The organism is Phocaeicola plebeius (genome assembly GCF_003437535.1).
Lineage (GTDB): Bacteria > Bacteroidota > Bacteroidia > Bacteroidales > Bacteroidaceae > Phocaeicola > Phocaeicola plebeius_A.
On sequence record NZ_QSQT01000008.1, the window covers coordinates 11,980 to 37,637 of the forward strand.

Annotated in this window: 22 protein-coding genes; 16 read left to right on the plus strand and 6 right to left on the minus strand. The window is 46.6% G+C overall.

All coding sequences use genetic code 11. From position 1 onward, the window contains the following. The first annotated feature begins 18 nt into the window (after positions 1-18). From DXD04_RS05285 to DXD04_RS05330, 10 genes are all read left to right on the plus strand, one after another. Positions 19-1,413, plus strand: a complete 1,395-nt coding sequence (locus DXD04_RS05285) for a C1 family peptidase (RefSeq protein ID WP_022052553.1) — start codon at positions 19-21, stop codon at positions 1,411-1,413. A gap of 195 nt (positions 1,414-1,608) precedes the next feature. Beyond that, positions 1,609-4,302: a SusC/RagA family TonB-linked outer membrane protein gene (locus DXD04_RS05290; protein ID WP_229035343.1), complete on the plus strand. Its 2,694-nt coding sequence runs from the start codon at positions 1,609-1,611 to the stop codon at positions 4,300-4,302. 10 nt (positions 4,303-4,312) lie between these two features. Next, complete coding sequence (locus DXD04_RS05295) at positions 4,313-5,944, plus strand: RagB/SusD family nutrient uptake outer membrane protein (protein ID WP_117671513.1); 1,632 nt, start codon at positions 4,313-4,315, stop codon at positions 5,942-5,944. Between the two features lie 172 nt (positions 5,945-6,116). Further along, positions 6,117-7,469, plus strand: coding sequence for a Na(+)-translocating NADH-quinone reductase subunit A (locus DXD04_RS05300; RefSeq protein ID WP_117671515.1), 1,353 nt, complete (start codon positions 6,117-6,119; stop codon positions 7,467-7,469). A 25-nt stretch (positions 7,470-7,494) separates the two neighbouring features. Continuing rightward, entirely contained in the window at positions 7,495-8,670 is a 1,176-nt protein-coding gene (locus tag DXD04_RS05305; RefSeq protein ID WP_117671517.1) for an NADH:ubiquinone reductase (Na(+)-transporting) subunit B, read from the plus strand. A gap of 14 nt (positions 8,671-8,684) precedes the next feature. Then, a complete protein-coding gene (locus DXD04_RS05310; protein WP_117671519.1) occupies positions 8,685-9,365 on the plus strand; it encodes a Na(+)-translocating NADH-quinone reductase subunit C in 681 nt (226 codons plus the stop codon). A 14-nt stretch (positions 9,366-9,379) separates the two neighbouring features. Next, positions 9,380-10,018 (plus strand): NADH:ubiquinone reductase (Na(+)-transporting) subunit D, encoded by a 639-nt coding sequence (locus tag DXD04_RS05315; protein WP_007558155.1) that lies wholly within the window; start codon positions 9,380-9,382, stop codon positions 10,016-10,018. Positions 10,019-10,054: 36 nt separating this feature from the next. After that, complete coding sequence (gene nqrE / locus DXD04_RS05320) at positions 10,055-10,678, plus strand: NADH:ubiquinone reductase (Na(+)-transporting) subunit E (protein ID WP_007558157.1); 624 nt, start codon at positions 10,055-10,057, stop codon at positions 10,676-10,678. 18 nt (positions 10,679-10,696) lie between these two features. Further along, a complete protein-coding gene (gene nqrF / locus DXD04_RS05325) occupies positions 10,697-11,965 on the plus strand; it encodes an NADH:ubiquinone reductase (Na(+)-transporting) subunit F (protein WP_007558158.1) in 1,269 nt (422 codons plus the stop codon). Between the two features lie 325 nt (positions 11,966-12,290). Next, entirely contained in the window at positions 12,291-12,656 is a 366-nt protein-coding gene (locus tag DXD04_RS05330; protein ID WP_022052588.1) for a hypothetical protein, read from the plus strand. A gap of 72 nt (positions 12,657-12,728) precedes the next feature. On the opposite strand, the gene DXD04_RS05335 is transcribed toward DXD04_RS05330, so the two are convergent. Further along, entirely contained in the window at positions 12,729-14,084 is a 1,356-nt protein-coding gene (locus DXD04_RS05335) for an alanine/glycine:cation symporter family protein (protein WP_117671521.1), read from the minus strand. Between the two features lie 246 nt (positions 14,085-14,330). On the opposite strand from DXD04_RS05335, the gene DXD04_RS05340 reads away from it, so the two are divergent. Next, positions 14,331-15,242: a D-isomer specific 2-hydroxyacid dehydrogenase family protein gene (locus DXD04_RS05340; protein WP_259299521.1), complete on the plus strand. Its 912-nt coding sequence runs from the start codon at positions 14,331-14,333 to the stop codon at positions 15,240-15,242. On the opposite strand, the gene uvrB is transcribed toward DXD04_RS05340, so the two are convergent. Then, on the minus strand, positions 15,208-17,250 hold the full coding sequence (gene uvrB, locus DXD04_RS05345; RefSeq protein ID WP_117671523.1) for an excinuclease ABC subunit UvrB: 2,043 nt from the start codon (positions 17,248-17,250) through the stop codon (positions 15,208-15,210). The two genes, DXD04_RS05340 and uvrB, sit on opposite strands and share 35 nt — an antisense overlap. A 152-nt stretch (positions 17,251-17,402) precedes the next feature. Between uvrB and DXD04_RS05350 the strand changes: the two genes are divergently transcribed. The 3 genes from DXD04_RS05350 to DXD04_RS05360 all read left to right on the plus strand — a co-directional run bounded on the left by DXD04_RS05350 (position 17,403) and on the right by DXD04_RS05360 (position 19,185). Next, positions 17,403-18,239: an outer membrane protein assembly factor BamD gene (locus DXD04_RS05350; protein WP_117671525.1), complete on the plus strand. Its 837-nt coding sequence runs from the start codon at positions 17,403-17,405 to the stop codon at positions 18,237-18,239. 29 nt (positions 18,240-18,268) lie between these two features. Beyond that, a complete protein-coding gene (locus DXD04_RS05355; protein WP_007558163.1) occupies positions 18,269-18,604 on the plus strand; it encodes a DNA-directed RNA polymerase subunit omega in 336 nt (111 codons plus the stop codon). A 125-nt stretch (positions 18,605-18,729) separates the two neighbouring features. Then, a complete protein-coding gene (locus DXD04_RS05360) occupies positions 18,730-19,185 on the plus strand; it encodes a DUF4293 domain-containing protein (RefSeq protein WP_022052592.1) in 456 nt (151 codons plus the stop codon). A gap of 83 nt (positions 19,186-19,268) precedes the next feature. Here the strand turns inward: DXD04_RS05360 and DXD04_RS05365 are convergent, their stop codons facing one another. Together DXD04_RS05365 and uxaC are read right to left on the minus strand one after the other, a co-directional pair. After that, positions 19,269-20,075, minus strand: a complete 807-nt coding sequence (locus DXD04_RS05365) for an MBL fold metallo-hydrolase (protein ID WP_117671527.1) — start codon at positions 20,073-20,075, stop codon at positions 19,269-19,271. 232 nt (positions 20,076-20,307) lie between these two features. Then, positions 20,308-21,714, minus strand: a complete 1,407-nt coding sequence (uxaC, locus tag DXD04_RS05370; RefSeq protein WP_117671529.1) for a glucuronate isomerase — start codon at positions 21,712-21,714, stop codon at positions 20,308-20,310. 312 nt (positions 21,715-22,026) lie between these two features. Here uxaC and DXD04_RS05375 point away from each other — a divergent pair, with 312 nt between their 5' ends. Together DXD04_RS05375 and DXD04_RS05380 are read left to right on the plus strand one after the other, a co-directional pair. Beyond that, positions 22,027-23,466: a tagaturonate reductase gene (locus DXD04_RS05375; protein ID WP_117671531.1), complete on the plus strand. Its 1,440-nt coding sequence runs from the start codon at positions 22,027-22,029 to the stop codon at positions 23,464-23,466. Between the two features lie 135 nt (positions 23,467-23,601). Then, a complete protein-coding gene (locus tag DXD04_RS05380; protein WP_117671533.1) occupies positions 23,602-24,390 on the plus strand; it encodes an exodeoxyribonuclease X C-terminal domain-containing protein in 789 nt (262 codons plus the stop codon). Here DXD04_RS05380 and DXD04_RS05385 read toward each other — a convergent pair. Next, positions 24,372-24,764 (minus strand): 2-amino-4-hydroxy-6-hydroxymethyldihydropteridine diphosphokinase, encoded by a 393-nt coding sequence (locus DXD04_RS05385; RefSeq protein ID WP_117671535.1) that lies wholly within the window; start codon positions 24,762-24,764, stop codon positions 24,372-24,374. The two genes, DXD04_RS05380 and DXD04_RS05385, sit on opposite strands and share 19 nt — an antisense overlap. Beyond that, complete coding sequence (gene lgt / locus DXD04_RS05390; RefSeq protein WP_117671537.1) at positions 24,757-25,584, minus strand: prolipoprotein diacylglyceryl transferase; 828 nt, start codon at positions 25,582-25,584, stop codon at positions 24,757-24,759. The genes DXD04_RS05385 and lgt overlap by 8 nt, the downstream gene beginning before the upstream one ends. Positions 25,585-25,658 lie beyond the last annotated feature (74 nt).

Below are 25,658 nucleotides of genomic sequence, written 5' to 3' on the forward strand. Positions count from 1 at the left end.
CATTAAAACCATAATAGAATGAACCAGAAACACGTAACATTGGCTGCTTGTCTGTTGGCTTTCGGACTGACGGTACAGGCTCAGGATGGAGGCATCTCTCCGGATATGTTGAAAAAAATTCAGAGTAGTTATCAGAATACGGCTGCCGACAAGGCATTGCGGAATGCCATGGGAGGTACCAGCATCAAGGAACTGGCATTGAACCAGGAAAACCAGAAGGCGTTGAATACAGATTTTTCCATTAAGGTAGAATCAAAAGGTATCACCGACCAGCAGTCGTCTGGCCGTTGCTGGCTGTTTACGGGGCTGAATGTGATGCGTGCCAAGGCCATTGCACGCTATGACTTGCCGGGACTGGAGTTCTCGCAGGTATATTCTTTCTTCTGGGACCAGCTGGAAAAATCCAATCTGTTCTTGCAGGGAGTTATTGAAACGGCTGGCAAACCGATGAACGACCAGACTGTGGAATGGCTGTTCAAGCATCCGCTGAGCGACGGAGGTACATTTACGGGAGTAGCTGACATCGTGTCGAAATACGGTCTCGTGCCTAAAGAGGCTATGCCGGAAACATACAGCAGTGAACACACCTCGTACATGTCTTCTTTGATTGGCTTGAAGCTGAAGGAATTCGGACTGGAACTGAGAGAAATGGCTGCTAAAGGAGAGAAGGCTGCAACGATTGAAAGCCGTAAGGAAGAGATGCTGAGCACGGTGTATCGTATGCTGGTGCTGACTTTAGGAGTGCCACCGACTGAGTTCGACTATGTACGTAAGGACAGCAAAGGGAATGTGGTGGCTACAGAGCATCACACACCGATGTCGTTCCTGGAAAAATACGGTGATACGAACCTGCTGACTAACTATGTGATGGTGATGAACGATCCTTCACGTGAATATTACAAGTGTTACGAAATAGCATACGACCGTCACCGTTACGATGGAAAGAACTGGACGTATGTGAATCTGCCGGTAGAGGAAATCAAGGAAATGGCCATTGCGTCATTGAAGGACAGTACACGGATGTATTTCTCAAGCGACGTGACACAGCTGGACAGCAAGCGTGGGCTGCTGGATGTAAACAATTATGATTTCGGTTCGTTGATGGGTACGACTTTCGGAATGGATAAGAAAGAACGTATCCAGACGTTTGCCAGCATGTCGGCACATGCCATGACACTGATGGCAGTAGACCTGGACGCGAACGGAAAACCGAAGAAATGGATGGTGGAAAACAGTTGGGGAGCTGCATCGGGCTATCAGGGGCACCTGATTATGACGGATGAATGGTTCAATGAGTATATGTTCCGTCTGGTGCTGGAAACGAAATATGTACCGAAGAAGGTGCTGGACATCTTCAAGCAGAAGCCGATACAGCTTCCGGCATGGGATCCGATGTTTGCGGAAGAAAAATGATGACCGGGCAGAAATAACATGGCTCAGGGCTTGCTTTATCGGTAGAAATATCTTTTCTTTGTGAAAAGAAGGAACTGATTATACGGGGCGTGGAGGTTTGGGTATCTTCACGCCCTTTTGACCTTAAATAAGTATGCTATGGATAAAATGCAGCCAATATCTCAGGCTTTGTACAGCTTGTTGTTCTTAGGGTGTATGGGAGCCGGATTCCCGCTTTATGTACAAGGACAGAATGTAGACGAATTGCCTCCCGATTCAATTTATAACATCGGGTATGCCCGTGGTAGTCTGAAGAATATTTCTGGTTCGGTGGAACAGATTACGGAAAAGCAGATGAACCGTGAGTTGATAACCAATCCGCTGGAAGCCATTCAGGGACGTGTGCCGGGACTTACCATCTTGAAGAGTAACAATGGAATGGCGGCGCTGGAGTCGGTCCGCCTGCGTGGTACGACTTCGCTGACCAGTGGAAATGACCCGCTGATTATCGTGGACGGGGTATTGGGTGATTTGACGATGCTGACCTCGGTATATCCCACCGATATAGAGTCTTTTACGATTTTGAAGGATGCGTCGGAAACGGCGCAGTATGGTTCACGTGGAGCGTCGGGAGTCATTAATATTGTCACCAAGAAAGGCCGGGCAGGGAAGACACGCGTGAACTACAACGGTAGTTTTGGTGTGTCGCATGCTTATCGCCGGTTGGATATGCTTTCGGGAGCAGAGTATCGCAAGCTGGCGGCTGAACGAGGATGGAGTATCCTGGATAAGGGATATGACACGGATTTCCAGAAAGCCATTGAACAGACGGGTTTGCAGCAGAATCATAACATTGCGTTTTATGGGGGTGGTGAGGCTTCCAATTACAGGGTGTCGTTAGGCTTTCAGAACCGTGAGGGAGTGATTCAGAATGAGGGCATGAAACTGTTTACGGCCAATATGAATATGTCGCAGAAGATGCTTGACGGACTGATTGACTGTGAATTGGGGTTATTTGGTTCGATGAAGCGAGACCGTACGCTGTTTGATTTGCAGAAGACTTTTTATTCGGCAGCGGCTTTTAATCCTACTTTTCCTGATTTCCCGGATCCGGAAACCGGGAGCTGGGACCAGATTACGACGGCCAGTCAGATTACAAATCCATTGGCCTGGATGGATGTAGACAACCGCGAGGAGACTTCTTATTTCAGTTCGCACGCCCGCCTGACTTTTAATTTGCTGAAGGATTTGAAGATGGTGCTTTTTGGTTCTTATACCTATAGCACAACAGAAAATGCCCAGTTCCTGCCAACAACGGTATGGGCCAACGGACAGGCTTACCGGGGAAACCGGAAGTCGGAAGCCTTATTAGGAAACCTGATGCTGACGTATCAGAAGCAATTGGGGGCTCACTTTCTGGATGTGCTGGCTTTAGGGGAGGTGGAAAAGAATCGTTTTCACGGCTTTTACACGACCACGACTAATTTTTCTTCCAATGAGTTGGGGTATCACAGCTTGCAGGGCGGGGCATTGCGTCCTTGGGAAGGTACTGGTTCCTATTATGAAGAGCCGCATCTGGTGTCGTTCCTGGGACGTGTGAATTATACGTACGACGACCGTTACGTGCTGACGGTGAACTTGCGTACGGATGCATCTTCCAAATTTGGACGGAATCATAAATGGGGCGTATTCCCTTCTGTTTCTGCTGCGTGGAATATAACCCGTGAGAAGTTTATGAGACGTTTTCACCTGATTGATAACCTGAAGCTGCGATTGGGATACGGATTGGCAGGAAATCAGGGAGGGATTGATTCGTATACCACTATGGCACTGGTGCGTCCTAACGGGGTAACTCCCGTGGGAAATTCGCCTTTGGTGACGTATGAGAGCCTGAAAAACGTCAATCCGGATTTGAAATGGGAAGTCAAGTCGACTTTCAATGCGGGGGTGGACATGGGATTTTACGGGAACCGCTTGTTGCTGTCGGTGAACTATTATCTCTCCAAAACAAGGGATATGCTGTATATGTATGATGTCAGTGTACCTCCGTTTGCTTATAACAAACTTTTGGCTAATCTGGGATCCATGCGGAATAGTGGAACGGAACTCTCCATCGGTATCACACCCTTGCGAACCAAGGACATGGAGCTGAATATCAACGCAAACGTAACTTTCCAGCGGAACAAATTGCTGTCGCTGAGCGGTATGTATGAAGGAGAATATATCAGTGCGGCGCAATATACGGCTTTGGCCGGACTGAATGGTGCGGGACTGCACGGCGGATACAATAATATCGTGTATCAGATTGTAGGACAGCCGTTGGGCGTTTTCTATCTGCCGCATTGTGAAGGACTGGTTTCGGACGGGAACGGAGGATATACCTATAAGATTGCTGACTTGAATGGAGGAGGCGTGAACTTGGAGGAAGGAGAAGACCGTTATGTAGCCGGACAGGCTACTCCCAAGACCTTGTTAGGTTCCAACATCAGCTTCCGTTACAAGCGTTTTGATGTGTCGTTGCAGATAAACGGAGCATTCGGGCATAAAATTTATAATGGCACGGCACTGAGTTACATGAACATGAACAGCTTGCCGGATTACAATGTGTTGGCTGAGGCTCCGGCACGGAATATACATGACCTGACGGCAACGGATTACTGGTTGGAAAGTGGCAATTATGTGAACTTTGATTACCTGACTGTGGGCTGGAACGTGCCTATCAAAAAACAGCGTTTCTTGCATGGGGCACGCCTGGCACTGACCATTAATAACCTGGGCACAATCTCCGGTTACTCAGGGCTGACTCCGCTGATTAATTCTACCTTGGTGGACAATACTTTCGGGGTGGACGACAAACGTACTTATCCTCTTTCAAGAACTTATATGATTAGTTTAGGGCTTAACTTTTAATCTGCTTATTATGAAAATAATATACTCAATACTATTTGCGTCGTTTTCTCTGCTGTCATGGACTTCTTGCAGCAGTTATCTGGAAGAAAATCCGAAGGACCGTCTGGATGAAGAAACGGCTTATTCTACCTTGTCGGACGTGCAGAAAAATGGGGTGCTTTCGTTGTATAATTACGTGGGTGGATATGTCGACAGTCAGGGCCTTCAGGGGACAGGCCGAGGTATCTATGATTTGAATACGTTTACTACTGATGAGGCTATCATGCCCACACGTGGAGGAGACTGGTATGACGGTGGATTCTGGCAGGGATTGTACTTGCATCGCTGGGGAGTGAACAATGAGGCGATTTATGCCACCTGGGAATACCTGTATCGTACGGTGATTTTGTGTAATGGATCTTTGGAGAGAATACAGGATTTTGCTGAAAAACATCCCAAGGAAAATGTAGCAGATTGTGTGGCTGAAGTACGGGCATTGAGAGCCATGTTTTATTATTATATTATGGACCTTTTCGGGAGCGTTCCGCTGATTGAAAAGAGCAATCCGGAAGTTGAAGATATTGTTCAAGAAAAGCGTTATAAAGTATTTAATTTCATTGTGAAAGAACTTGCGGAATCTTCTCCTTCTTTGAGCAAAGAGCGGAGCAATCAGCCGGGAGTGTATTACGGGCGAATGACACAGCCAGTGGTGTGGTTTTTGCTCGCTAAGTTAGCCTTGAATGCGGAAGTTTATACCGATGATGACTGGACAGACGGAAGTAGGCCGGACGGAAAAGCCATCTTTTTCGAAGTGGAGGGACAGCGTCTGAATGCCTGGCAAACGGTGAACTATTATTGTGAGAAGATTACAGCAGCAGGATATACCCTGGAAAAGGATTATACAGCCAACTTTGCCGTGTTCAATGAGTCCTCGGAGGAAAATATTTTTGTCATTCCCATGAGCAAGACTTTATACACCAACCAGTTTATCTATTTGTTCCGTTCGCGGCATTACAACCATGCCAAGGCGTATGGGTTGAGTGGAGAAAATGGCTCGTCGGCTACGAAAGAGGTGCTTGAGACCTTCGGCTATGATACGCCGCAGGTGGATGCCCGTTTTGATTACTGCTATTTTGCCGGGCCGGTAAAGGATTTGGAGGGAAATCAGATTCTGCTGGATGACGGGGTTACTCCATTGGTGTATGAGCCTTGGAACGTGGCACTGGATGTGTCGGGAAAGCCGTACGAGAAAACAGCCGGAGCCCGAATGAAAAAATACGAAGTCGATAAGACGGGGCTTAAGGACGGAAAACTGCTGGACAATGACATCGTGTTGTTCCGCTACGCTGACGTGCTGCTCATGCAAAGTGAGGCCAAGGTGCGGAATGGGGAAGATGGCGATGCCGAGCTGAATTTAGTGAGAAGTCGGGTAGGTATGGCTCCGAGAACTGCTACATTGAAAAATTTGCTGGATGAGCGAATGATGGAGCTGGCCTGGGAGGGCTGGAGACGGCAGGATATGATTCGTTTCGGCGTTTTTACCCGTTCGTACAGCTGTCGTCCGCAGCTTCCGGGAGAGGAAAACGGCTATACTACTGTCTTCCCGATTCCGGAAAAAGTGATTGACATGAACCCTCAGCTGCACCAGCACAAGGGATATTAAGTGTATTTTTGCTCTCTCTATATGGCAGAATAGCCATTTTGTCATAGTGATTTACTATTTGCCTTTCGATATAAAGAAATATTTCTCTAATTCGATGGGCAAATATTCTTTTTTCACCTCTTTTTTATTTAATTTTGCACGCAAAATACAAAACCATTTTTTATAACCTAACATGGCAAATTTAATTAAGTTGCGTAAAGGCTTGGACATAAACCTGAAAGGTAAGGCGGCTGCGGAAGTGGTGGCTGTGAAAGAGCCGGGATTCTATACTCTGTGTCCCGATGATTTTACAGGCGTGACTCCGAAAGTGGTCGTGAAGGAACAGGAATATGTGATGGCCGGAGGACCCTTGTTTGTAGACAAGAATCATCCAGAAGTGAAATTTGTTTCGCCGGTAAGCGGCGTAGTGACAAGCGTGGAACGTGGGGCAAGACGCAAGGTGATGAGCATCACCGTGCAGGCTGCTACGGAACAGGACTTTGAAGAATTCGGCAAGAAGAGCGTGGCTGCGCTTGACGGGGCTGCTGTAAAGGAAATGCTGCTGAATGCCGGTTTGTTCGCGTTTATCCGTCAGCGTCCGTATGACGTAGTAGCTGATCCGACTGTGGCACCTCGTGCTATCTTCGTTTCTGCATTCGACACAAACCCGCTGGCTCCAGAATTCGAACTGGCGCTTTCAGGCGAAGAAGCAAACTTCCAGACTGGATTGGATGCATTGGCTAAGATGGCCAAGACATACCTGAGTATCAGTGTAAATCAGAAATCACCGGCTTTGACGCAGGCGAAGAACGTGGAAGTAACTGTATTTGACGGACCGCATCCTGCAGGTAACGTTGGTGTACAGATTAACCACATCGCTCCTGTAAACAAGGGTGAAACAGTATGGACTATCGATCCGCAGGCTGTTATCTTCATCGGCCGTCTGTTCAATACGGGTCATGTAGACTTTACCCGCACGGTAGCAGTGACTGGTTCGGAAGTGCTCAAGCCTGCCTACGTGAAACTGAAAGTAGGTGCACTGCTGACAGGTGTGTTTGAAAACAACGTGACAAAAGACAAGGCTTTGCGTTACATCAGCGGTAACGTGCTCACTGGTAAGCAGATTTCTGCGAACGGTTATCTGGGAGCTTTTCACAGCCAGGTGACTGTGATTCCGGAAGGAAATGACGTGCACGAAATGCTGGGTTGGATTATGCCGCGTTTCAATGACTTCAGTACCAGCCGTTCTTATTTCAGCTGGATGATGTGTAAAAAGAAAGAGTATGTGTTGGATGCCCGTGTGAAGGGTGGGGAACGCCACATGATCATGTCAAATGAATACGACCATGTACTTCCGATGGACATTCTGCCGGAATACCTGATTAAAGCCATCATTGCAGGAGATATTGACCGGATGGAGGCATTGGGTATTTATGAGGTAGCTCCGGAAGACTTTGCCTTGTGTGAATTTGTCTGCTCTTCAAAGATGGAACTGCAGCGTATTGTTCGCGACGGACTCGACATGCTCCGCCGTGAAATGTGTTAATGCTAACTAAAACGATTATTAATAAATGAACGCGTTAAGAAATTATCTCGATAAGATAAAGCCTAACTTTGAAGAGGGAGGCAAATTTCATGCTTTTCGTTCTGTGTTCGACGGGTTTGAAACATTCCTGTTTGTTCCGAACACTACTTCGAAGACAGGTACGCACATCCACGATGCGATAGACAGCAAACGTATCATGTCGTTCGTGGTGATTGCGCTGATACCGGCCTTGTTGTTCGGTATGTATAATGTAGGTTACCAGCATTTCCATGCTACCAATGTAGAAGGAAGCTTCTGGGAAATGTTCGGCTATGGTTTCCTGGCTGTACTGCCGAAAATCATTGTATCCTACGTGGTAGGTCTGGGTATCGAATTTGTGGTAGCCCAGTGGAAGAAGGAAGAAATTCAGGAAGGTTTCCTGGTTTCCGGTATGTTGATTCCGATGATTGTGCCGGTTGAGTGTCCGTTGTGGATGCTGGCCGTGGCTACTGCTTTCTCTGTGGTGTTTGCAAAGGAAGTGTTCGGTGGTACAGGTATGAATATCTTTAACCCTGCATTGATTACTCGTGCATTCTTGTTCTTTGCTTATCCGACCAAAATGTCTGGTGATACTGTATGGGTATCCAGCGACAGCATCTTTGGCTTGGGAAGCAATGTAGACGGTCTGACTGCTGCTACAGCACTTGGACAGGCTTCTACTGCAACTGATGCGATGGCATATCCTGCTTTCTCTTGGGATATGGTAACTGGTCTGATTCCGGGTTCTATCGGTGAAACCAGCGTAATCGCTATTGCTATCGGTGCGGTTATCCTGTTGTGGTCAGGTGTGGCAAGCTGGAAGACAATGTTGTCAGTATTTGTAGGTGGTGCGGTAATGGGATGGATTTTCAATACCATCGGTCCGGACACTGCAATGGCTAAGATGCCTTGGTATGAACACTTGTGCTTGGGTGGTTTCTGCTTCGGTGCTGTGTTTATGGCTACAGACCCTGTAACTTCTTCACGTACTGAAAACGGTAAGTTTGTATATGGCTTCCTGATTGGTGCCATGGCAATTATTATCCGTGTATTGAATCCGGGTTATCCTGAAGGTATGATGTTGGCTATCCTGCTGATGAACATCTTCGCTCCGCTGATTGACTACGTAGTAGTTCAGAATAACATTTCTCGCCGTGCAAAACGTGCTATGTCTAACAAATAAAAACCGAAAATACAATGAATACTAATAGTAACTCTTATACTATCATTTATGCTTCGGTAATGGTTGTTATCGTAGCATTCTTGCTGGCTTTCGTGAACTCTTCTTTGCGCGACTTGCAGGGAAAGAACGTAGAGCTGGATACAAAGAAGCAGATTCTTTCTTCACTGGGCATCAAAGGTGTGCAGGATGCAGAAGCTGAATTTGCTAAAGTGGTGAAATCGGATATGGTGGTAGCTGAAGACGGTACACTGACTCCGTATGAAGGCGCTTTCGTGACTTCTTACGAAAAAGATTTCAAGGAAAACGGTCGTGCTCACATCTTCGTATGTGAAATCGAAGGACAGACTAAATATGTAATTCCGGTATACGGTGCCGGTCTTTGGGGTGCTATCTGGGGATATGTTGCCTTGAACGAAGACAAGAATACAGTATACGGAACTTACTTCTCTCATGCGTCTGAAACTCCGGGTCTGGGAGCAGAAATTGCAGGAGATCATTTCCAGAGTGAATTTAAGGACAAGCATGTAATGGACGGTGAAGCCGTTGCACTGGGAGTTGTAAAGAACGGAAAAGTTGAAAATCCGGAATTCCAGGTAGACGGTATCTCTGGTGGTACAATCACTTCAGTTGGTGTAGATGCCATGTTGAAAGGATGTATGACACATTACGCTAAATTTTTAACATCTAAAGAATAAGGAGGAGAACGAAAATGGGAAGTTTATTTTCAGCTAAAAACAGAGAAGTATTTTCTACTCCTATAGGCATGAACAACCCGGTAACCGTACAGGTGTTGGGTATCTGTTCTGCACTGGCTGTAACCTCCAAACTGGAGCCGGCCATCGTGATGGGTCTTTCTGTAACCATTATTACTGCTTTTTCTAACGTAGTGATTTCTTTGTTGCGTAAGACAGTGCCTAACCGTATTCGTATCATCGTACAGCTGGTAGTTGTAGCTGCTTTGGTAACTATCGTAAGTGAGTTGCTGAAAGCTTTTGCCTACGACGTGAGCGTACAGTTGTCTGTATACGTAGGTTTGATCATTACCAACTGTATCCTGATGGGACGTCTGGAAGCATTTGCTATGTCAAACGGTCCGTGGGAATCATGCCTTGATGGTATTGGTAACGGTCTGGGTTATGCCAAGATTCTGGTAATCGTTGCATTCTTCCGTGAATTGCTGGGTTCAGGAACACTGTTGGGCTTCAACATCCTGAACTATGAGGCTGTAAAGAATGCCGGTTATGTAAACAACGGTTTGATGTTGATGCCGCCGATGGCTTTGATCATCGTAGCTTGCCTGATCTGGTATCAGCGTGCAAAACACAAAGAGTTGCAAGAAAAAGAATAATTATTAACCAACAACGGAAATTAAAAATCCAGAATTATGGAACATTTTTTTAGTTTATTGGTCCGCTCAATCTTTGTGGACAATATGATATTTGCGTTCTTCCTGGGTATGTGTTCATACCTGGCGGTATCGAAGAACGTGAAGACTGCCCTCGGTCTGGGTATCGCCGTAACTTTCGTGCTGGTGGTTACCTTGCCGGTGAACTACCTTCTGCAGACGAAGGTACTGGCTGCCGACGGCATTCTGGGAATTGACTTGAGCTTCCTTAGCTTCATTCTTTTCATTGCCGTAATTGCGGCTATCGTTCAGCTGGTAGAAATGATTGTAGAACGCTTCAGTCCTTCACTGTATGCGTCACTGGGTATCTTCCTGCCGTTGATTGCTGTAAACTGTGCCATCATGGGTGCTTCTCTGTTCATGCAGCAGCGTATCACTCTGAGCCCGTCTGATGCTAAATACATCGGCGATATCTGGGATTCTATCTCTTACGCACTGGGTTCAGGTATCGGCTGGTTGCTGGCTATCGTAGGTCTGGCTGCTATCCGTGAAAAAATGGCTTACTCTGACGTACCTGCTCCGCTGAAAGGCTTGGGCATCACATTCATCACTGTAGGTCTGATGGCAATGGCATTTATGTGTTTCTCTGGTTTGAACATCTAATAGGAAAGGAATAAGACAATGGATATGAATTTTATTTTAGCAAGCATTGGAGTATTCCTCGTGACTATTCTGGTGCTGGTAGTCATCCTGCTGGTTGCAAAGAATTTCCTCGTTGCTTCCGGTAATGTGAAACTGACTATCAACGGCGATAAGGATATGGAAGTAGAGTCTGGCTCTACATTGCTGAACACATTGGCCGTAAACGGAGTGTTCTTGCCTTCAGCTTGTGGTGGTAAGGGGTCTTGCGGACAGTGTAAATGTCAGGTAGTAGAAGGTGGAGGCGAAATCCTGCCTTCTGAGGTGAGCCACTTCAGCCGTAAACAGCAGAAAGACCACTGGCGTCTGGGCTGTCAGGTGAAAGTGAAGGGAGATATGGCTATCAAGGTTCCTGAATCTGTAATGGGTGTAAAGGAATACGAATGTACAGTTATCTCCAACAAGAACGTGGCTACCTTTATCAAAGAGTTCAAAGTGCAGTTGCCTAAGGGTGCGCACATGGACTTTATCCCGGGTTCATACGCACAGATTAAGATTCCTAAATTCGAAATGGATTACAACAAGGATATCGACAAAGATCTTATCGGTGCTGAATACTTGCCTGCATGGGAAAAATTCGGTTTGTTCGGTCTGAAATGTAAGAACGAAGAAGAAACTATCCGTGCTTACTCTATGGCTAACTACCCTGCAGAAGGTGACGTGTTCATGTTGACAGTTCGTATCGCAACTCCTCCGTTCAAGCCAGACCGCAGCGGATTCATGGATGTAAATCCGGGTATCGCTTCTTCTTATATCTTTACCCTGAAACCGGGTGACAAGGTATTGATGAGTGGTCCTTACGGAGACTTCCATCCGATTTTCGATTCTAAGAAGGAAATGATCTGGGTAGGTGGTGGTGCCGGTATGGCTCCGCTTCGTGCACAGATTATGCACATGACTCGTACATTGCATACTACTGACCGTGAATTGCATTACTTCTATGGTGCGCGTGCGTTGAACGAAGTGTTCTATCTGGACGACTTCTTGAAACTGGAAAAAGACTTCCCGAACTTCCACTTCCATCTGGCTCTGGACCGTCCGGACCCTGCAGCCGATGCAGCTGGCGTGAAGTATACAGCAGGATTCGTTCATCAGGTAATGTTGAACACTTACTTGAAAGACCACGAAGCTCCGGAAGACATCGAATACTACATGTGTGGTCCTGGTCCGATGTCGAAGGCAGTTGTCGCTATGCTGGATAGCCTCGGCGTAGAAGAATCTTCTATCATGTATGATAACTTCGGTGGATAATCCGCAGAATTTATGACATAATGAAGCAAAAGGCTTTCAGGAAATATCCTGAAAGCCTTTTTTATGCGGATACGGTTCAAAGGGTAATCAATAGAAAGTGAAATGAAGCTTTATATTACAAAAATGTGAATAAATTGTTCATTTTGCTATACCTTTCTTGATATACGTCAATAAATGATAGGGGTAGAGCAACTTTCTTTGTAGTTTATTTTTATGTTGTCCAACATATCCTTATCTTTGTAGCGGTAAAAGGAAAAAAGCTCGAGCTAAGCTAGATTTTGAATTATTTAGGTAACAAAGTTTTTAGGTAAAAGATTTTAAAGGTATGAAAAGATTAGGATTAACATTAGCAGCCGCATTGGTATTTTCAGTTTCTATGTTTGCAGAAGGTGTACAGGATAACAATGCACAGAAATGGAATGGTTCAATCAACAAGTCAAAGCTGACTAAATATTTGAATCTTTCATCTAACCAGCATGAAAAAGTTGCTGACATCTGCGACTACTTTGAACAGGAAATGACTCGTGCAAACGCATCAAAGACAGATAACAAAGAAAAAGTTCGTAAAGCTGTTTACGGTAACTTGAAATTGATGAAGCAGACGCTGGACGACAAGCAGTATTCTAACTATGTTCGTCTGATGGCCATGACACTGCGCAACAAAGGCATCGACTTGAACGAAGCAAAATAAAGAGAGATTAATACATAGGAAGGGCCCCGGAGATTTGCATAAGGTTTTCCGGGGCTCTTTTTATACAGAAATTTATTCTTCGTGATAGTCGTTCAAGCGATTGTTCCATAGATATTTACGCGTTTCGCTGACAACCACTCCCGACAGCAGAACCAATGAGATGAGATTAGGAATAGCCATGAGGGCATTTACCACGTCAGCAAAGTTCCACACAAGAGTGAGGTTGATGACGGAACCCACGTAAATCATCAGAATCCACATCAGACGATAGGCAAACATGATTTTCTTTCCACCCAGGTATTCTACAGCTTTCTGTGAGTAATAGGTCCATCCTAAAATGGTGCTGAAGGCAAAAGTGACGATACCAAACGAAAGGATGGGAGTACCGATGTAGGGGATTTTGGCAAAAGCCATCTTGGTGAGTGCCGCGTCGCTGGTATAATCAATGTCCGGATAGGCCAGGATACTGCTTACCAGTACAAGTCCTGTCAGTGCACATATCACGACCGTATCCCAGAAAGTCCCGGTAGAGGAGACCAGTGCCTGACGTACGGGGTTGCGTGTCTGTGCTGCGGCGGCTACAATCGGTGCGGAACCCAGTCCTGATTCGTTGGAGAATAGTCCGCGGGCAATACCGTATCGGGCAGCCATCATGACCGTGGTTCCTACGAATCCGCTGCCGGCCGCCCGTGCTGAAAAGGCAGACTCAAAAATCAGCCGGAAAGATTCTCCTAAATAGGCATGGTTAACAATCAGAATATAAATACATCCTCCTACATAGAGTAAGGCCATAATGGGTACGAGGCCCATACAGACTCTGGCGATGCTCTTTACTCCGCCGATGACTACCAAAGCCGTGAGAATACTCATCAGAATGCCTGTCAGGTGAGGAGATACTCCGTACGATTCATTCAGCAGCAGGGAAATAGAGTTGGCCTGTACCGTGTTGCCGATACCGAAAGCAGCCAGTGCGGTAAAGATACAGAACAGAACTCCGAGCCATTTCAATCCTAAGCCGCGTTCCAGTGCATACATCGGTCCGCCAATCATCTCGCCCGACGAATTCTTTATGCGGTATTTTACGGCCAGAAGCCCTTCAGCGTATTTGGTCGACATGCCCAGTACACCTGTCAGCCAGCACCAGAATACGGCACCCGGTCCGCCTAATGCGACGGCGGTCGCTACTCCAATGATGTTTCCGGTCCCGATGGTAGCTGCCAGTGAAGTGGCCAGTGCTCCGAACTGGCTGACATCGCCTCCTGCATCTTTATCCTTGCTTACAGAGAGTCGTAAGGCCTTGAGGATATGTAACTGCGGAAAACGCAACCGGATGGTGAGATAAAGATGGGTGCCCAGGAGCATGATAATCATGGACCATCCCCACATAAACGAACTGATTTCTTGCACAATTTTTGTAAGCTGTTCCATTTTCTGTTTGTTTTGATTTTGTCGCAAAAGTATAAATAATAAATCAAAAAGGATATATTATTTTGGAAAATGATGTCATAATATAATTTTTACATTAAATTATCTCTCATTTTGAAATCGTTTTTATGCATGGGATTTCAGTTGGTTTACTATGCGTATTTCCTTTCCTACAAAACTCTGCGGATTTTCCTTGCGGCATTATCGGGTTTTATGTACTTTCGAATGAATAATTTACATAAAGAAGATATGAATTTCAAGAAAATAGTAGCCGTAGACGAGACGTTGCTGAATGAAGCGGCGCTCAAACAATTGAAAACAATAGGGGAAGAAGTGGTTGTATATCATGATTTTCCTACTGAAGAAGAGGAAGTAATCCGCCGTATTGGCAATGCCGATTGCCTGCTGGTATCTTTCCGTACGCCTATCCGTCGGTCTGTGCTGGATGCTTGTCCGAATATCCGTTATATAGGCATGTGCTGTACGCTCTATAACCCGGAAAGTTCGAATGTTGATGTGATAGAGGCCCGCAAAAGGGGAATTATGGTGTTAGGAGTGAAAGATTATGGTGATGAAGGTGTGGTGGAATATGTGGTCAGTGAACTGGTGCGTCTGCTCCATGGTTTTGGTAATGTACGCTGGCTGGAAGAAAGTACGGAACTGACAGGACGTAAGGTGGGAATCATTGGTCTGGGAAAGACCGGAGGAATGATTGCTGAAGCCATGCGGTTTTTCGGTGCCGAGGTGCTGTACTACAGCCGTACCCGTAAAGCGGAAGCCGAAGCAAAAGGCATTGCCTATCGCCCGTTGGCCGATTTGCTGAAGGAAGCGGAAATCGTATGCACCTGCCTGCCACGCAATAATTACTTGCTGGGTGATCCGGAATTTGCCTTGATGGGAGACCGTAAGATACTGGTAAATACGTCTGTAGGACCTACTTTTGAGATAGATGCCCTGAAGAAATGGCTGGGAACATGCAAGCACAGCTATTACTTGTGTGATGCGACCGGCATGGGCGTGGCTCGTGATGCTCTGAAGGATATTCCGAATGTGCTGTACACGCCTTATATATCCGGAAAATCCGTTCAAAGCGTAGAGCGTTTGTCGCAGAAAGCCCTGGCCAATATCAGGACTTTTCTTTCAGAAGTTCCTCAAGTTTAAGCAACTCGTCGCGGTATTGTGCTGCTTCGATAAAGTCCAGTTTCTTGGCTGCTTCCTGCATCAGCTTGCGGGTCTGTTCGATGCTCTTCTGCAACTGGCCCTTTGTCATATACTGTACCACAGGGTCGGCGGCTGCATGAAGCTGGGCTTCAGTTTCGGTATAAGCCCGTGGTTCTTTGGGTTTGCTGCTGTTTTCCTGAGACGACTGTTTTTCGATGTCGAGCAGGGCATTGGCGCGTGAACGGGTAATTTGTTTCGGCGTGATGCCGTGTGCTTCGTTGTAAGCCAACTGCTTTTCCCGTCGGCGGTTGGTCTCATCGATGGTCTGTCGCATGCTGTCCGTAATACGGTCGGCATACATGATGACCTTTCCGTTCACGTTGCGGGCAGCACGTCCGGCCGTCTGGGTGAGCGAGCGGTGCGAACGCAGGAAACCTTCCTTGTCGGCATCCAGGATAGCTACGAGCGACACCTCCGGCAAGTCGAGTCCCTCACGCAGCAGGTTGACACCCACCAGCACATCGTAGATACCTTCCCGCAGTTCGTCCATGATTTTGATACGCTCCAGTGTTTCCACGTCGCTGTGGATATAAGCGCAGCGGATACCGTTGTTGAGCAGGTATTCCGTCAGTTCTTCTGCCATGCGCTTGGTCAGGGTAGTGACAAGCACACGCTCCTCCCTTTCGATGCGCTGCTGAATCTCTTCCATCAGGTCGTCTATCTGGTTCAGGCTGGGACGTACGTCAATCACCGGGTCCAACAGTCCCGTAGGACGAATCACCTGTTCCACTACGATACCTTCACTCTGTTGCAGTTCGTATTCTGCCGGAGTGGCACTCACGTAAATCACCTGCTTGGCCATCTGCTGGAACTCTTCGAATGTAAGCGGACGGTTGTCCATGGCGGCCGGCAGACGGAATCCGTATTCCACCAGATTTGTCTTGCGGGCACGGTCACCGCCGTACATGGCCCTGATTTGCGGTACGCTGACGTGACTTTCATCGATGACAATCAGAAAATCTTCAGGGAAGAAATCAAGCAGACAGTAGGGACGGGTGCCCGGTTCGCGTCCGTCGAAGTAACGTGAATAGTTTTCAATCCCCGAACAATGTCCCAGCTCGCGCAGCATTTCCATGTCGTAGGTCACACGCTCGTACAGACGTTTGGCTTCGTAAGGTTTACCGATTTCTTCAAAATAAGCCACCTGCTTGGTCAGATCGTCTTCAATCTGATGAATGGCGCGGAGCGTACTTTCCTTGGTTGTCATGAACAGGTTGGCCGGATAAATCTTATATTCTTCGAACGTACCGATACGGTGTCCTGAAACCGGGTCTATCTCTTCAATACCGTCAATCTCATCGTCCCAGAACATTACCCGCAGCACACTGTCGGTATAAGCCAGGAAGATGTCCACCGTATCACCTTTTACACGGAAGTTGCCTCGGTTCAGCTCGATGTCATTCCGAACGTACAGACTGTCCACCAGCCGGCGGAGGAATACGTTGCGGTCCAGCAGCTTTCCTTTTTTGATTTCAATCACGTTGTTGTAGAAATCTGCCGGGTTTCCCATACCGTAGATACACGATACGGACGATACCACGATGACATCCTTCCGGCCGGAAAGGAGGGAAGAAGTTGCAGCCAGACGAAGCTTGTCGATTTCTTCGTTGATGGCCAGGTCTTTTTCAATATAAGTATCGGTCGACGGAATGTATGCTTCCGGCTGATAATAGTCGTAGTAAGACACATAATACTCCACCGCATTGTGAGGGAAGAAATTTTTGAACTCCCCGTAAAGCTGGGCGGCCAGTGTCTTGTTGTGACTCAGAATCAGTGTCGGCTTGTTGATGTTCTTGATGACATTGGCAATGGTAAAAGTCTTTCCAGAGCCGGTTACTCCCAGCAGCGTCTGTGCAGGCACATGCTGCCGGATACCTTCAGTCAGTTGGGCGATGGCCTCCGGCTGGTCGCCGGTAGGCTGATAGTCGGATATCAGTTCAAAATCCATTGCATCTGAATATTGGTGAATGAAAACGGTTGTAAAATTACATATATATTTTATACCATACTTTGCAATCCTGAAAAATTACATTAAAAAATGGCCTGGAGTTGCATTATTCGCTGGAAAAGAGTAATTTTGCGCAACTATATCAATTATATATGAAAAAATATATCGCAATGGTCCTCCTTTCTGCTGGAGTTTTATCTTCATGCGGAGAGTACAATAAAGTGCTGAAAAGCACTGACTATGAATACAAATACGAAGCGGCGAAAAGCTATTTTGCCAAGGGACAGAATTCACGTGCGGCAACCATTCTGGAAGAATTGATTCCTATTCTGAAGGGTACGGCCAACGGGGAAGAGTCTTTGTATATGCTGGCAATGACTTATTACAACCAGGGTGATTTTGTGACTGCTTCACATTATTTTAATACGTATTATACGACTTATCCGCGCGGTACTTATACGGAACTGGCGCGTTTTCATAGCGGAAAGGCTTTGTTCCTTGATACTCCGGAACCACGTCTGGACCAGAGCAGCACGTACAAGGCTATTCAGGAACTGCAGATGTTTTTGGAGTATTTTCCCGCAAGTCAGCGAAAGGATATTGCCCAGAACATGATTTTTGAGTTGCAGGACAAGTTGGTGGAGAAGGAATACCTTTCTTCCAAACTCTATTACGACTTGGGCTCTTATTCAGGAAATTCGGTGTATAGCAGCACGGGTAACAATTATCTGGCAGCCATTGTCACAGCACAGAATGTGTTGAAAGAATATCCTTACACCAAATTGCGTGAGGAACTTTCTATTCTGATTCTCCGTGCCAAGTATCACATGGCAAAGGAGAGTGTGCTGGAAAAGAGAGAAGACCGTATGCGCGAAACCGTGGATGAATATTATGCTTTCAAGAATGAGTTCCCGGAAAGCAAATACATGAAAGAAGTGGAAGACATCTTCAAAGAAGTCAGCAAGTACATTTCTACAGATGAAGAATAATATAAACGTTTATAATTATAAATTAAGTTATGGATTACAAAAAAACAAACGCTCCTACAAATACGGTTACACGTAATTTGATGGAACTCTGTGAGGACACAGGCAATATTTATGAAACAGTATCTATCATCGGCAAGCGTGCCAACCAGATTGCTGCCGAAATGAAGAATGACCTTTCCAAGAAACTGCAGGAGTTTGCTTCTTATAACGATAACCTTGAAGAGGTGTTTGAAAACAGAGAACAGATTGAAATCTCTCGTTATTATGAAAAACTCCCGAAACCGACGTTGATTGCGACTCAGGAGTACATAGAAGGAAAGGTTTATTACAGAAACCCGGCAAAGGAAAAGGAAAAATTGCAGTAATCCTCCTATAGGTAAAGATTTTAGTGAATGCGCATGCGCATTTGGGCTTGTCATTCTGAGTGTAGACGGCAAGAACCGTCGCCCTCAGAATGACATTTGTTTTGGAAACCTTAATACGATTGATTATGATACAGAGAATACAGACCGTTTATTTGCTCGTAGTAGCTATCTTGATGGTAGTAATGATGTCTGTTCCCGTGGGCAGCTTCTATACCGATAAAAATATTTGTGAGATGACAAACCTTTCATACCTGCTTCCGGACGGAGCGGTGAACTATACGCCGTGGGCTTTGTTTGCGATACTGGTAGTAGTGGCTGTGATGGCTTTGGTGACTATTTTCCTTTACCGGAAACGTATGTTGCAGATTCGTCTGACCATCTTCAATACGATTGTGCTGGTTGGTTACTATTTGGTACTGGCTTATTTTGTCGTAAATCCGGACAAGGCATTCGATGACTACAGTTTCATGCCTTCATGGACAGTTTGTCTTCCATTGGTAAGCATTATCCTGAACTGGCTGGCTATCCGTGCTATCGGCAAGGATGAGATGCTGGTAAAGGCGTACGAAAGATTGCGCTGATTCGCAGTTTGTAATAAGAAAGCCATCGGGGCGTTTCTTTACTTTAGAGGAAACGCCCCGATGGCTTTTATTCTTTTCTTCTGTTATTCCAGGATATACATTTCAGAAGGAGTGGTTCGCTTCAGTGGAGTTACTTCCACGTCTTTTCCTACGATGATGTTTTCCTGCCGGAATGCCAGTTCCACTGTCTTGAAAGCCAGCTCCGGATGGTTGTTGTCCTTGCTCAGGTGGCAGAGCCATAAATGTTTCAAACGCTGGGGAAAATGATGACTCAGGTAGTCGGCCATTTCGTGGTTGCTCATGTGTCCGTTCGGGCCGGCAATGCGCTCCTTCAGATGCTGTGGGTAAGGTCCCATCTGGAGCATGCTGTCGTCGTAGTTGGCTTCCAGTATCAGGTAATCAGCCTGCTGTATGAAGCGTGAGGCAGTCGGGGTGATATGTCCGATGTCGGTCAGGAAAGAGAATGTCTTATCGCCTGCCGTGATGCAGTAACCCACGTTGTCGGTTCCGTCGTGAGGCACTTCGAAGCAGGTGATGGTGAAATCTCCTACGCTGAATGTTTCTTCTTTCCGGATAAAGCGGGTACGTTCGGGACTTAATCGTTCGGTCATGCAGTAGCTGTGCTTCATGCCTTCGTGTATTTCCGGAGTGGTATATACCGGAATCCCGTGCTTCTCTCCCAAATGCCCTACTGCCTTGATGTGGTCGGCGTGGTCATGAGTAACCAGTACAGCCTGTATCCCTTCAAGGTTTAGCATACGTTCCTTAAATACCTTCTTGATGGTGCGGATACCGATACCGGCATCAACCAATATGGCGGTGTTGTCAGTAGCCAGGTAGTAACAGTTTCCGCTGCTGCCGCTGGCCAGACTCATAAATTTTACTGTCATTGTCTCTCTTTTTTGCTAAAGGAACGCAAAGATAGTGAAAGGTGAGAGGAGAGACAAACGAAAAACAAAGTTTTTCAGGTTTGGCTATCCCGAACCGCTTCCTGTCTTATGAAAAGATAGTGAAAGGTGAGAGGAAAGGCAAACGAAAAAAGATATAAATAAAACAAGGCCATTCCGAAAAGGAACAGCCTTGCAAACGAGTTGTATCTGTTTTTAGATATACCGTAATTTCTTAGAACTGGAAAAAATTCTTGGCGTTGTTGTAGCAGATGTCTTCCACCATCTGTTGTACGCGCGGCATTTCGCATTCAGGAATTTCACCGTTTTCTACATCTCTTCCCAGCAGGTTACAGAGTGTACGGCGGAAGTATTCATGACGCGGGTAAGAAAGGAAGGAACGTGAGTCGGTAAGCATACCTACGAAGCGGCTCAGCAATCCCAGCAGGGAAAGTGCGTTCATCTGTTTTTCCATACCGTCTTTCTGATCGAGGAACCACCAGCCTGAACCGAACTGGATTTTTCCCGGGATAGAACCATCCTGGAAGTTGCCCAACATGGTAGCGATTACTTCGTTGGCGCAAGGATTCAGGTTGTAGAGAATGGTCTTAGTAAGCTTTCCTTCTGAGTTCAGGCGATCCAGGTATTTTGCCATAGATTTGGCTGTGGTAAATTCACCGATAGAGTCGAAACCAGTGTCAGGTCCTAACAGCTTGAACATCTTGGTATTGTTGTTGCGGATAGCACCGTAGTGGAACTGCTGTGTCCAGCCAGTTTCCCAGTCCATTTCGCCGAATACCACCAGCATGGCCGACTTGAACTTCAGAATTTCTTCGTGTGTCAGTTCCGTACCACCGTATACCTTGTTGAAGATGGCGCGGATTTCCGCATCCGTATAATCTTCTGCATAGAACTCTTCAATACCGTGGTCGGACAACTTACAGCCTTGTTCGGCAAAGAAAGCGTGACGTTTGCGCAGCGCTTCAATCATGTCGTCAAAGTTAGAGATGCTGACACCGCTTACTTCTGCCAGTTTTTCTACGTAGGCACGGAATTCAGCCGGCACTTCTACTGCCATTGCCTTATCCGGACGCCAGGTAGGCAGCATCTTGATTTCAAATCCGCTTTCACGGGTAGCGATGTGATATTCCAGTGAATCTACCGGGTCGTCCGTTGTGCAGACTGTTTCTACATGATAGCGACGCATCAGGTTGCGAGCTGAATATTCCGGAGTAGCCAGTTTGGCATTACATTCGTCAAAAATTTCGCGGGCGGTAGACGGATTCAGAATCTTGTCGATGCCGAAAGCAGTCTTCAGTTCCAGGTGTGTCCAGTGATACAGCGGGTTGCGGAATGTATAAGGAACAGTTTCAGCCCATTTTTCGAACTTTTCCCAGTCGGTAGTGTCTGTTCCGGTGCAGTAACGTTCTGCCACTCCGTTGCTTCGCATGGCACGCCATTTATAGTGGTCACCTCCCAGCCAGATTTCAGTAATGGATTTGAACTGGTAATCGTCGGCTACCATTTTTGGAATCAGGTGGCAGTGATAGTCAATAATCGGCATTTTAGCCGCATGATTGTGATATAACTCCTGTGCGGTTTCAGTTTGCAGCAGGAAGTTTTCGTCCATAAATTTCTTCATGATAAATTGTATTTTTAAGTTTCGTAGTTGTTTTCAAATAATATAGTATTGAATAGATAACTTACAATTTATTTATGTTGGGCAACATAAAATATCGAATACCTATCCGTTATCGAACACGAAAGTAGAAATTTTATTTGTAATAACAAAATATTTATTACCTTTGCAACACTCATTTATGAAAATTAAATCCATAGATGGATAGACAAGTATGTGAAAAACAACGGGTTACATTCAACTCTTCTAATTTTTGAAGGGTAAAATGCAACCAAAAGGCCGAAAGGACAACAATTTTGTTATTAAAGATATAATATGAAAGCATTAAACAAAGAGACCGCAAAGAAAACGGTCCGTCCGGAAAGAATTATTCAGTTTGGCGAAGGTAATTTCCTTCGTGCGTTTGTTGACTGGATTATCTACAACATGAACGAAAAGGCTGATTTCAACAGCAGTGTAGTGGTGGTTCAGCCCATCGAAAAAGGAATGATTGACATGCTGAACGCGCAGGATTGTCTTTATCATGTCAATTTGCAGGGCTTGGACAAAGGGGAAACGGTGAACAGCCTGACCATGATTGACGTAATCAGCCGTGCACTGAATCCTTACAGTCAGTTTGAAGAGTTCATGAAGCTGGCCGAACAGCCGGAAATGCGTTTCGTAATCTCCAATACAACCGAAGCAGGTATTGCGTTCGACCCTTCCTGCAAACTGGAAAATGCACCGGCTTCTTCTTATCCGGGCAAGCTGACACAACTTTTGTATCATCGCTATAAAACCTTCCAGGGAGATATGTCAAAGGGATTGATTATCTTCCCCTGTGAACTGATTTTCCTGAACGGACACAAGTTGAAAGAAACCATCTATCAGTATATTGAGCTTTGGAACTTGGGAGATGACTTCAAGCAATGGTTTGAAAAGGCTTGTGGTGTGTATGCTACATTGGTTGACCGTATCGTACCGGGATTCCCGCGCAAGGATATTGCGGCTATCAAAGAAAAACTGCAATACGATGACAACATGGTGGTGCAGGCCGAAATTTTCCATCTGTGGGTAATTGAAGCACCTCAGGAAGTAGCTGCCGAATTCCCGGCCGACAAAGCCGGACTGAATGTGCTCTTTGTGCCGTCGGAAGCACCGTACCACGAACGGAAAGTGACTTTGCTGAACGGACCACACACCGTGCTTTCTCCGGTAGCTTACTTGTCGGGTATCAATATCGTGCGTGATGCCTGCCAGCATCCGGTAGTAGGCAAGTTTATCCATAAAGTAATGTTCGAGGAACTGATGGAAACCCTGAACCTGCCGAAAGCAGAATTGGAAAAATTTGCACATGACGTGCTGGAACGCTTCAACAATCCGTTTGTAGACCATCAGGTGACTTCTATCATGCTGAATTCCTTCCCAAAATACCAGACACGCGATTTGCCGGGTTTGAAGACTTACTTGGAACGCAAGGGCAAGTTGCCTGAAGGGCTGGTATTGGGACTGGCCGCCATCATTACCTACTACAAAGGTGGTGTACGTGCCGATGGCGCAGAAATCGTGCCCAATGACGCACAGGAAATCATGGACCTGCTGAAACAGTTGTGGGCCACGGGTGATACAGCCAAGGTAACCGAAGGCGTGCTGGGTGCCACCTTTATCTGGGGCGAAGACCTGAACCTGATTCCGGGACTGGCAGAAGCCGTGAAGAAGAACCTGGACAGCATTCAGGAAAAAGGTATGCTGGAAACCGTGAAAGCCATTCTGTAACGATTAATTGTTAGAATTCCATATCATTATGCGGGAGGAGAAGCCTGTTTGGGGACTTTTCCTCCCGTTTTGTATGTATAAACTTGCATTTTTAATTCTTTTTGTTTATCTTGCCTTTCAAAGCAGGAGGCAGGTATGGAAATCACCGCACAAGTACTAAAGGAACTGGAACTGTTTAATCGTGGACGTACGAGCGACAAGGGTGTCTATCTTATCAGCATGGCCACAGAATATCGTCCGTATTATGCCTTGTGGCGTGAGTTTCCTTCTCCTCATTCTTATCTGTTTGTCCGTACGTTAGGAGTGACGCTGGATGCGGCTTCGGCCCGTGCTTTTTCCATGCTGCAGAACTGCAATGTGCGGTTGGAGACCGCTGACAATGCACAGTTTGAGTCCTATTACGGGGCACTGGACGATTTGATGCCCTTCGGAAAATACAAGGGAAAGCATCTGGCTGAAATCTATTACGTGGATCCTTCTTACATGCTCTGGCTGGCTAATAAGTTTGAACCTACCAACCCTCGGTACGAACGGGTGGTGGAGCTGGCCAAGCGCTTTGCCGTGGTGCATTTTGAACTGACCGTGCGCAAGCCGCGCATTGCTTCGGTAAGCCATTTTGTAGGAACGGTGGGAGAGACGTTGAAGGACTTGCAGGTCACGGTGCTGAACGTGCGGCTTCAGGTAGATACGTACAAACCCGATTTCTTTGTCGACCAGAATGTACTGGCGGCCGACCGCGACGGTAATCGCTTTACCTTTCTGGTCAAGGCCCGCGCCCGTAGTCTGACACCGAACGCCTTGAGTTGCCGCAGCCGTCAGATACAGCCGCAGGAGTTCCTGCATCTGCTTTCGGCCAAAGTCATGTCACAATATGAGTCGCATGGAGTGCGCTATACCCGTCTGGGTTACGTGAAACTGGCGTGACGAAAGGCCAGACGCACATATTCTTTCTGCCAGTCCTCCGGTTTGAGTACCTGCTGGTCGTAGGAAAGCAAGTCAATGTCAAGCGGGATGCGTCCTTCCTTCTTGCTGTCCGGAGTCCGTCCGTTTGTCTGCTCAATTTGCTTCAGGATGCTTCGCACCTCCGTCATGGGCAGTGAGGTGCGGAAACGTGCGGCACGGTTCAGAAACGGTTGCGGATTCTCCATTTTCTCCGGCACGGTTTCTACGATTCCTCCCCATTCAATATCCGGGAAGAGACGTTGCAAGGCGTCTTCCGCATTCTTCAGGTGCAGAAGGGCATCCAGGTTGGAGCCCATGCAGAGCAGGCAGGTATGCGAGGTCGCTGTATCACACATGGGCAGAATGGTTTTTACGGAATACGAAATACAATCCTACCACGATGAAAGGAATGCTCAGAATCTGTCCCATGTCTATCGGGAGCGCATTCTCAAAGTCCACCTGTCTTTCTTTCAGGAACTCCACGAAGAAGCGGAAGGTGAAAATCAGGGTGATGCACAAACCGAAATAGAAGCCTTTCCGTACGTTTTCTTTCTTCTTCCGGAAGATGACCACCATTATCAGGAAGAACAGGAAGTAGGCCAGTGCTTCGTAGAGCTGCGCCGGATGACGGGGCTGCATATCCACCCGTTCGAAGATAAACGCCCAAGGCACGTCCGACGGCATGCCGATGATTTCCGAGTTCATCAAGTTGGCCAGTCGGATAAATCCGGCAGCCACGGGAGCAGCCACTCCCATCATATCCAGAATATCGAGAAAATGAATCTTCGTTTTCCTGCAGAAAAGCACTAGTGCCAGAATCAGTCCCAGCGTACCTCCGTGGCTGGCCAGTCCGGCATATCCGGTAAACACCCATCCACCCTGTGGCAGGAAATGTACCGGCAATATGATTTCCAGCGGATGACTCAGGAAATACTGCGGGTCATAGAACAGACAGTGCCCCAAGCGTGCCCCGGCAAAGATACCGATAAAACTATAGGTAAACAGCGTCTGGAAAGTATCCAGCGGAAGTCCCTTTTGCTTGTACAAATAGTAGACTACCTGACTGCCGGTCAGAATGGCAATCATCCACAGCACGCTGTACCATCGGAGGGTAAAACCGCCGAGATGAAACAATGCCGGGTCCGGATTCCAGTGTATGTAAAGAAATTCCATCATCTTTCCTTCGTTTTAAGTCTGCGGCAAAGGTAGTGAAAGGTGAGAGGAGAGCCAAGCGAAAAACGCAGTTTTTC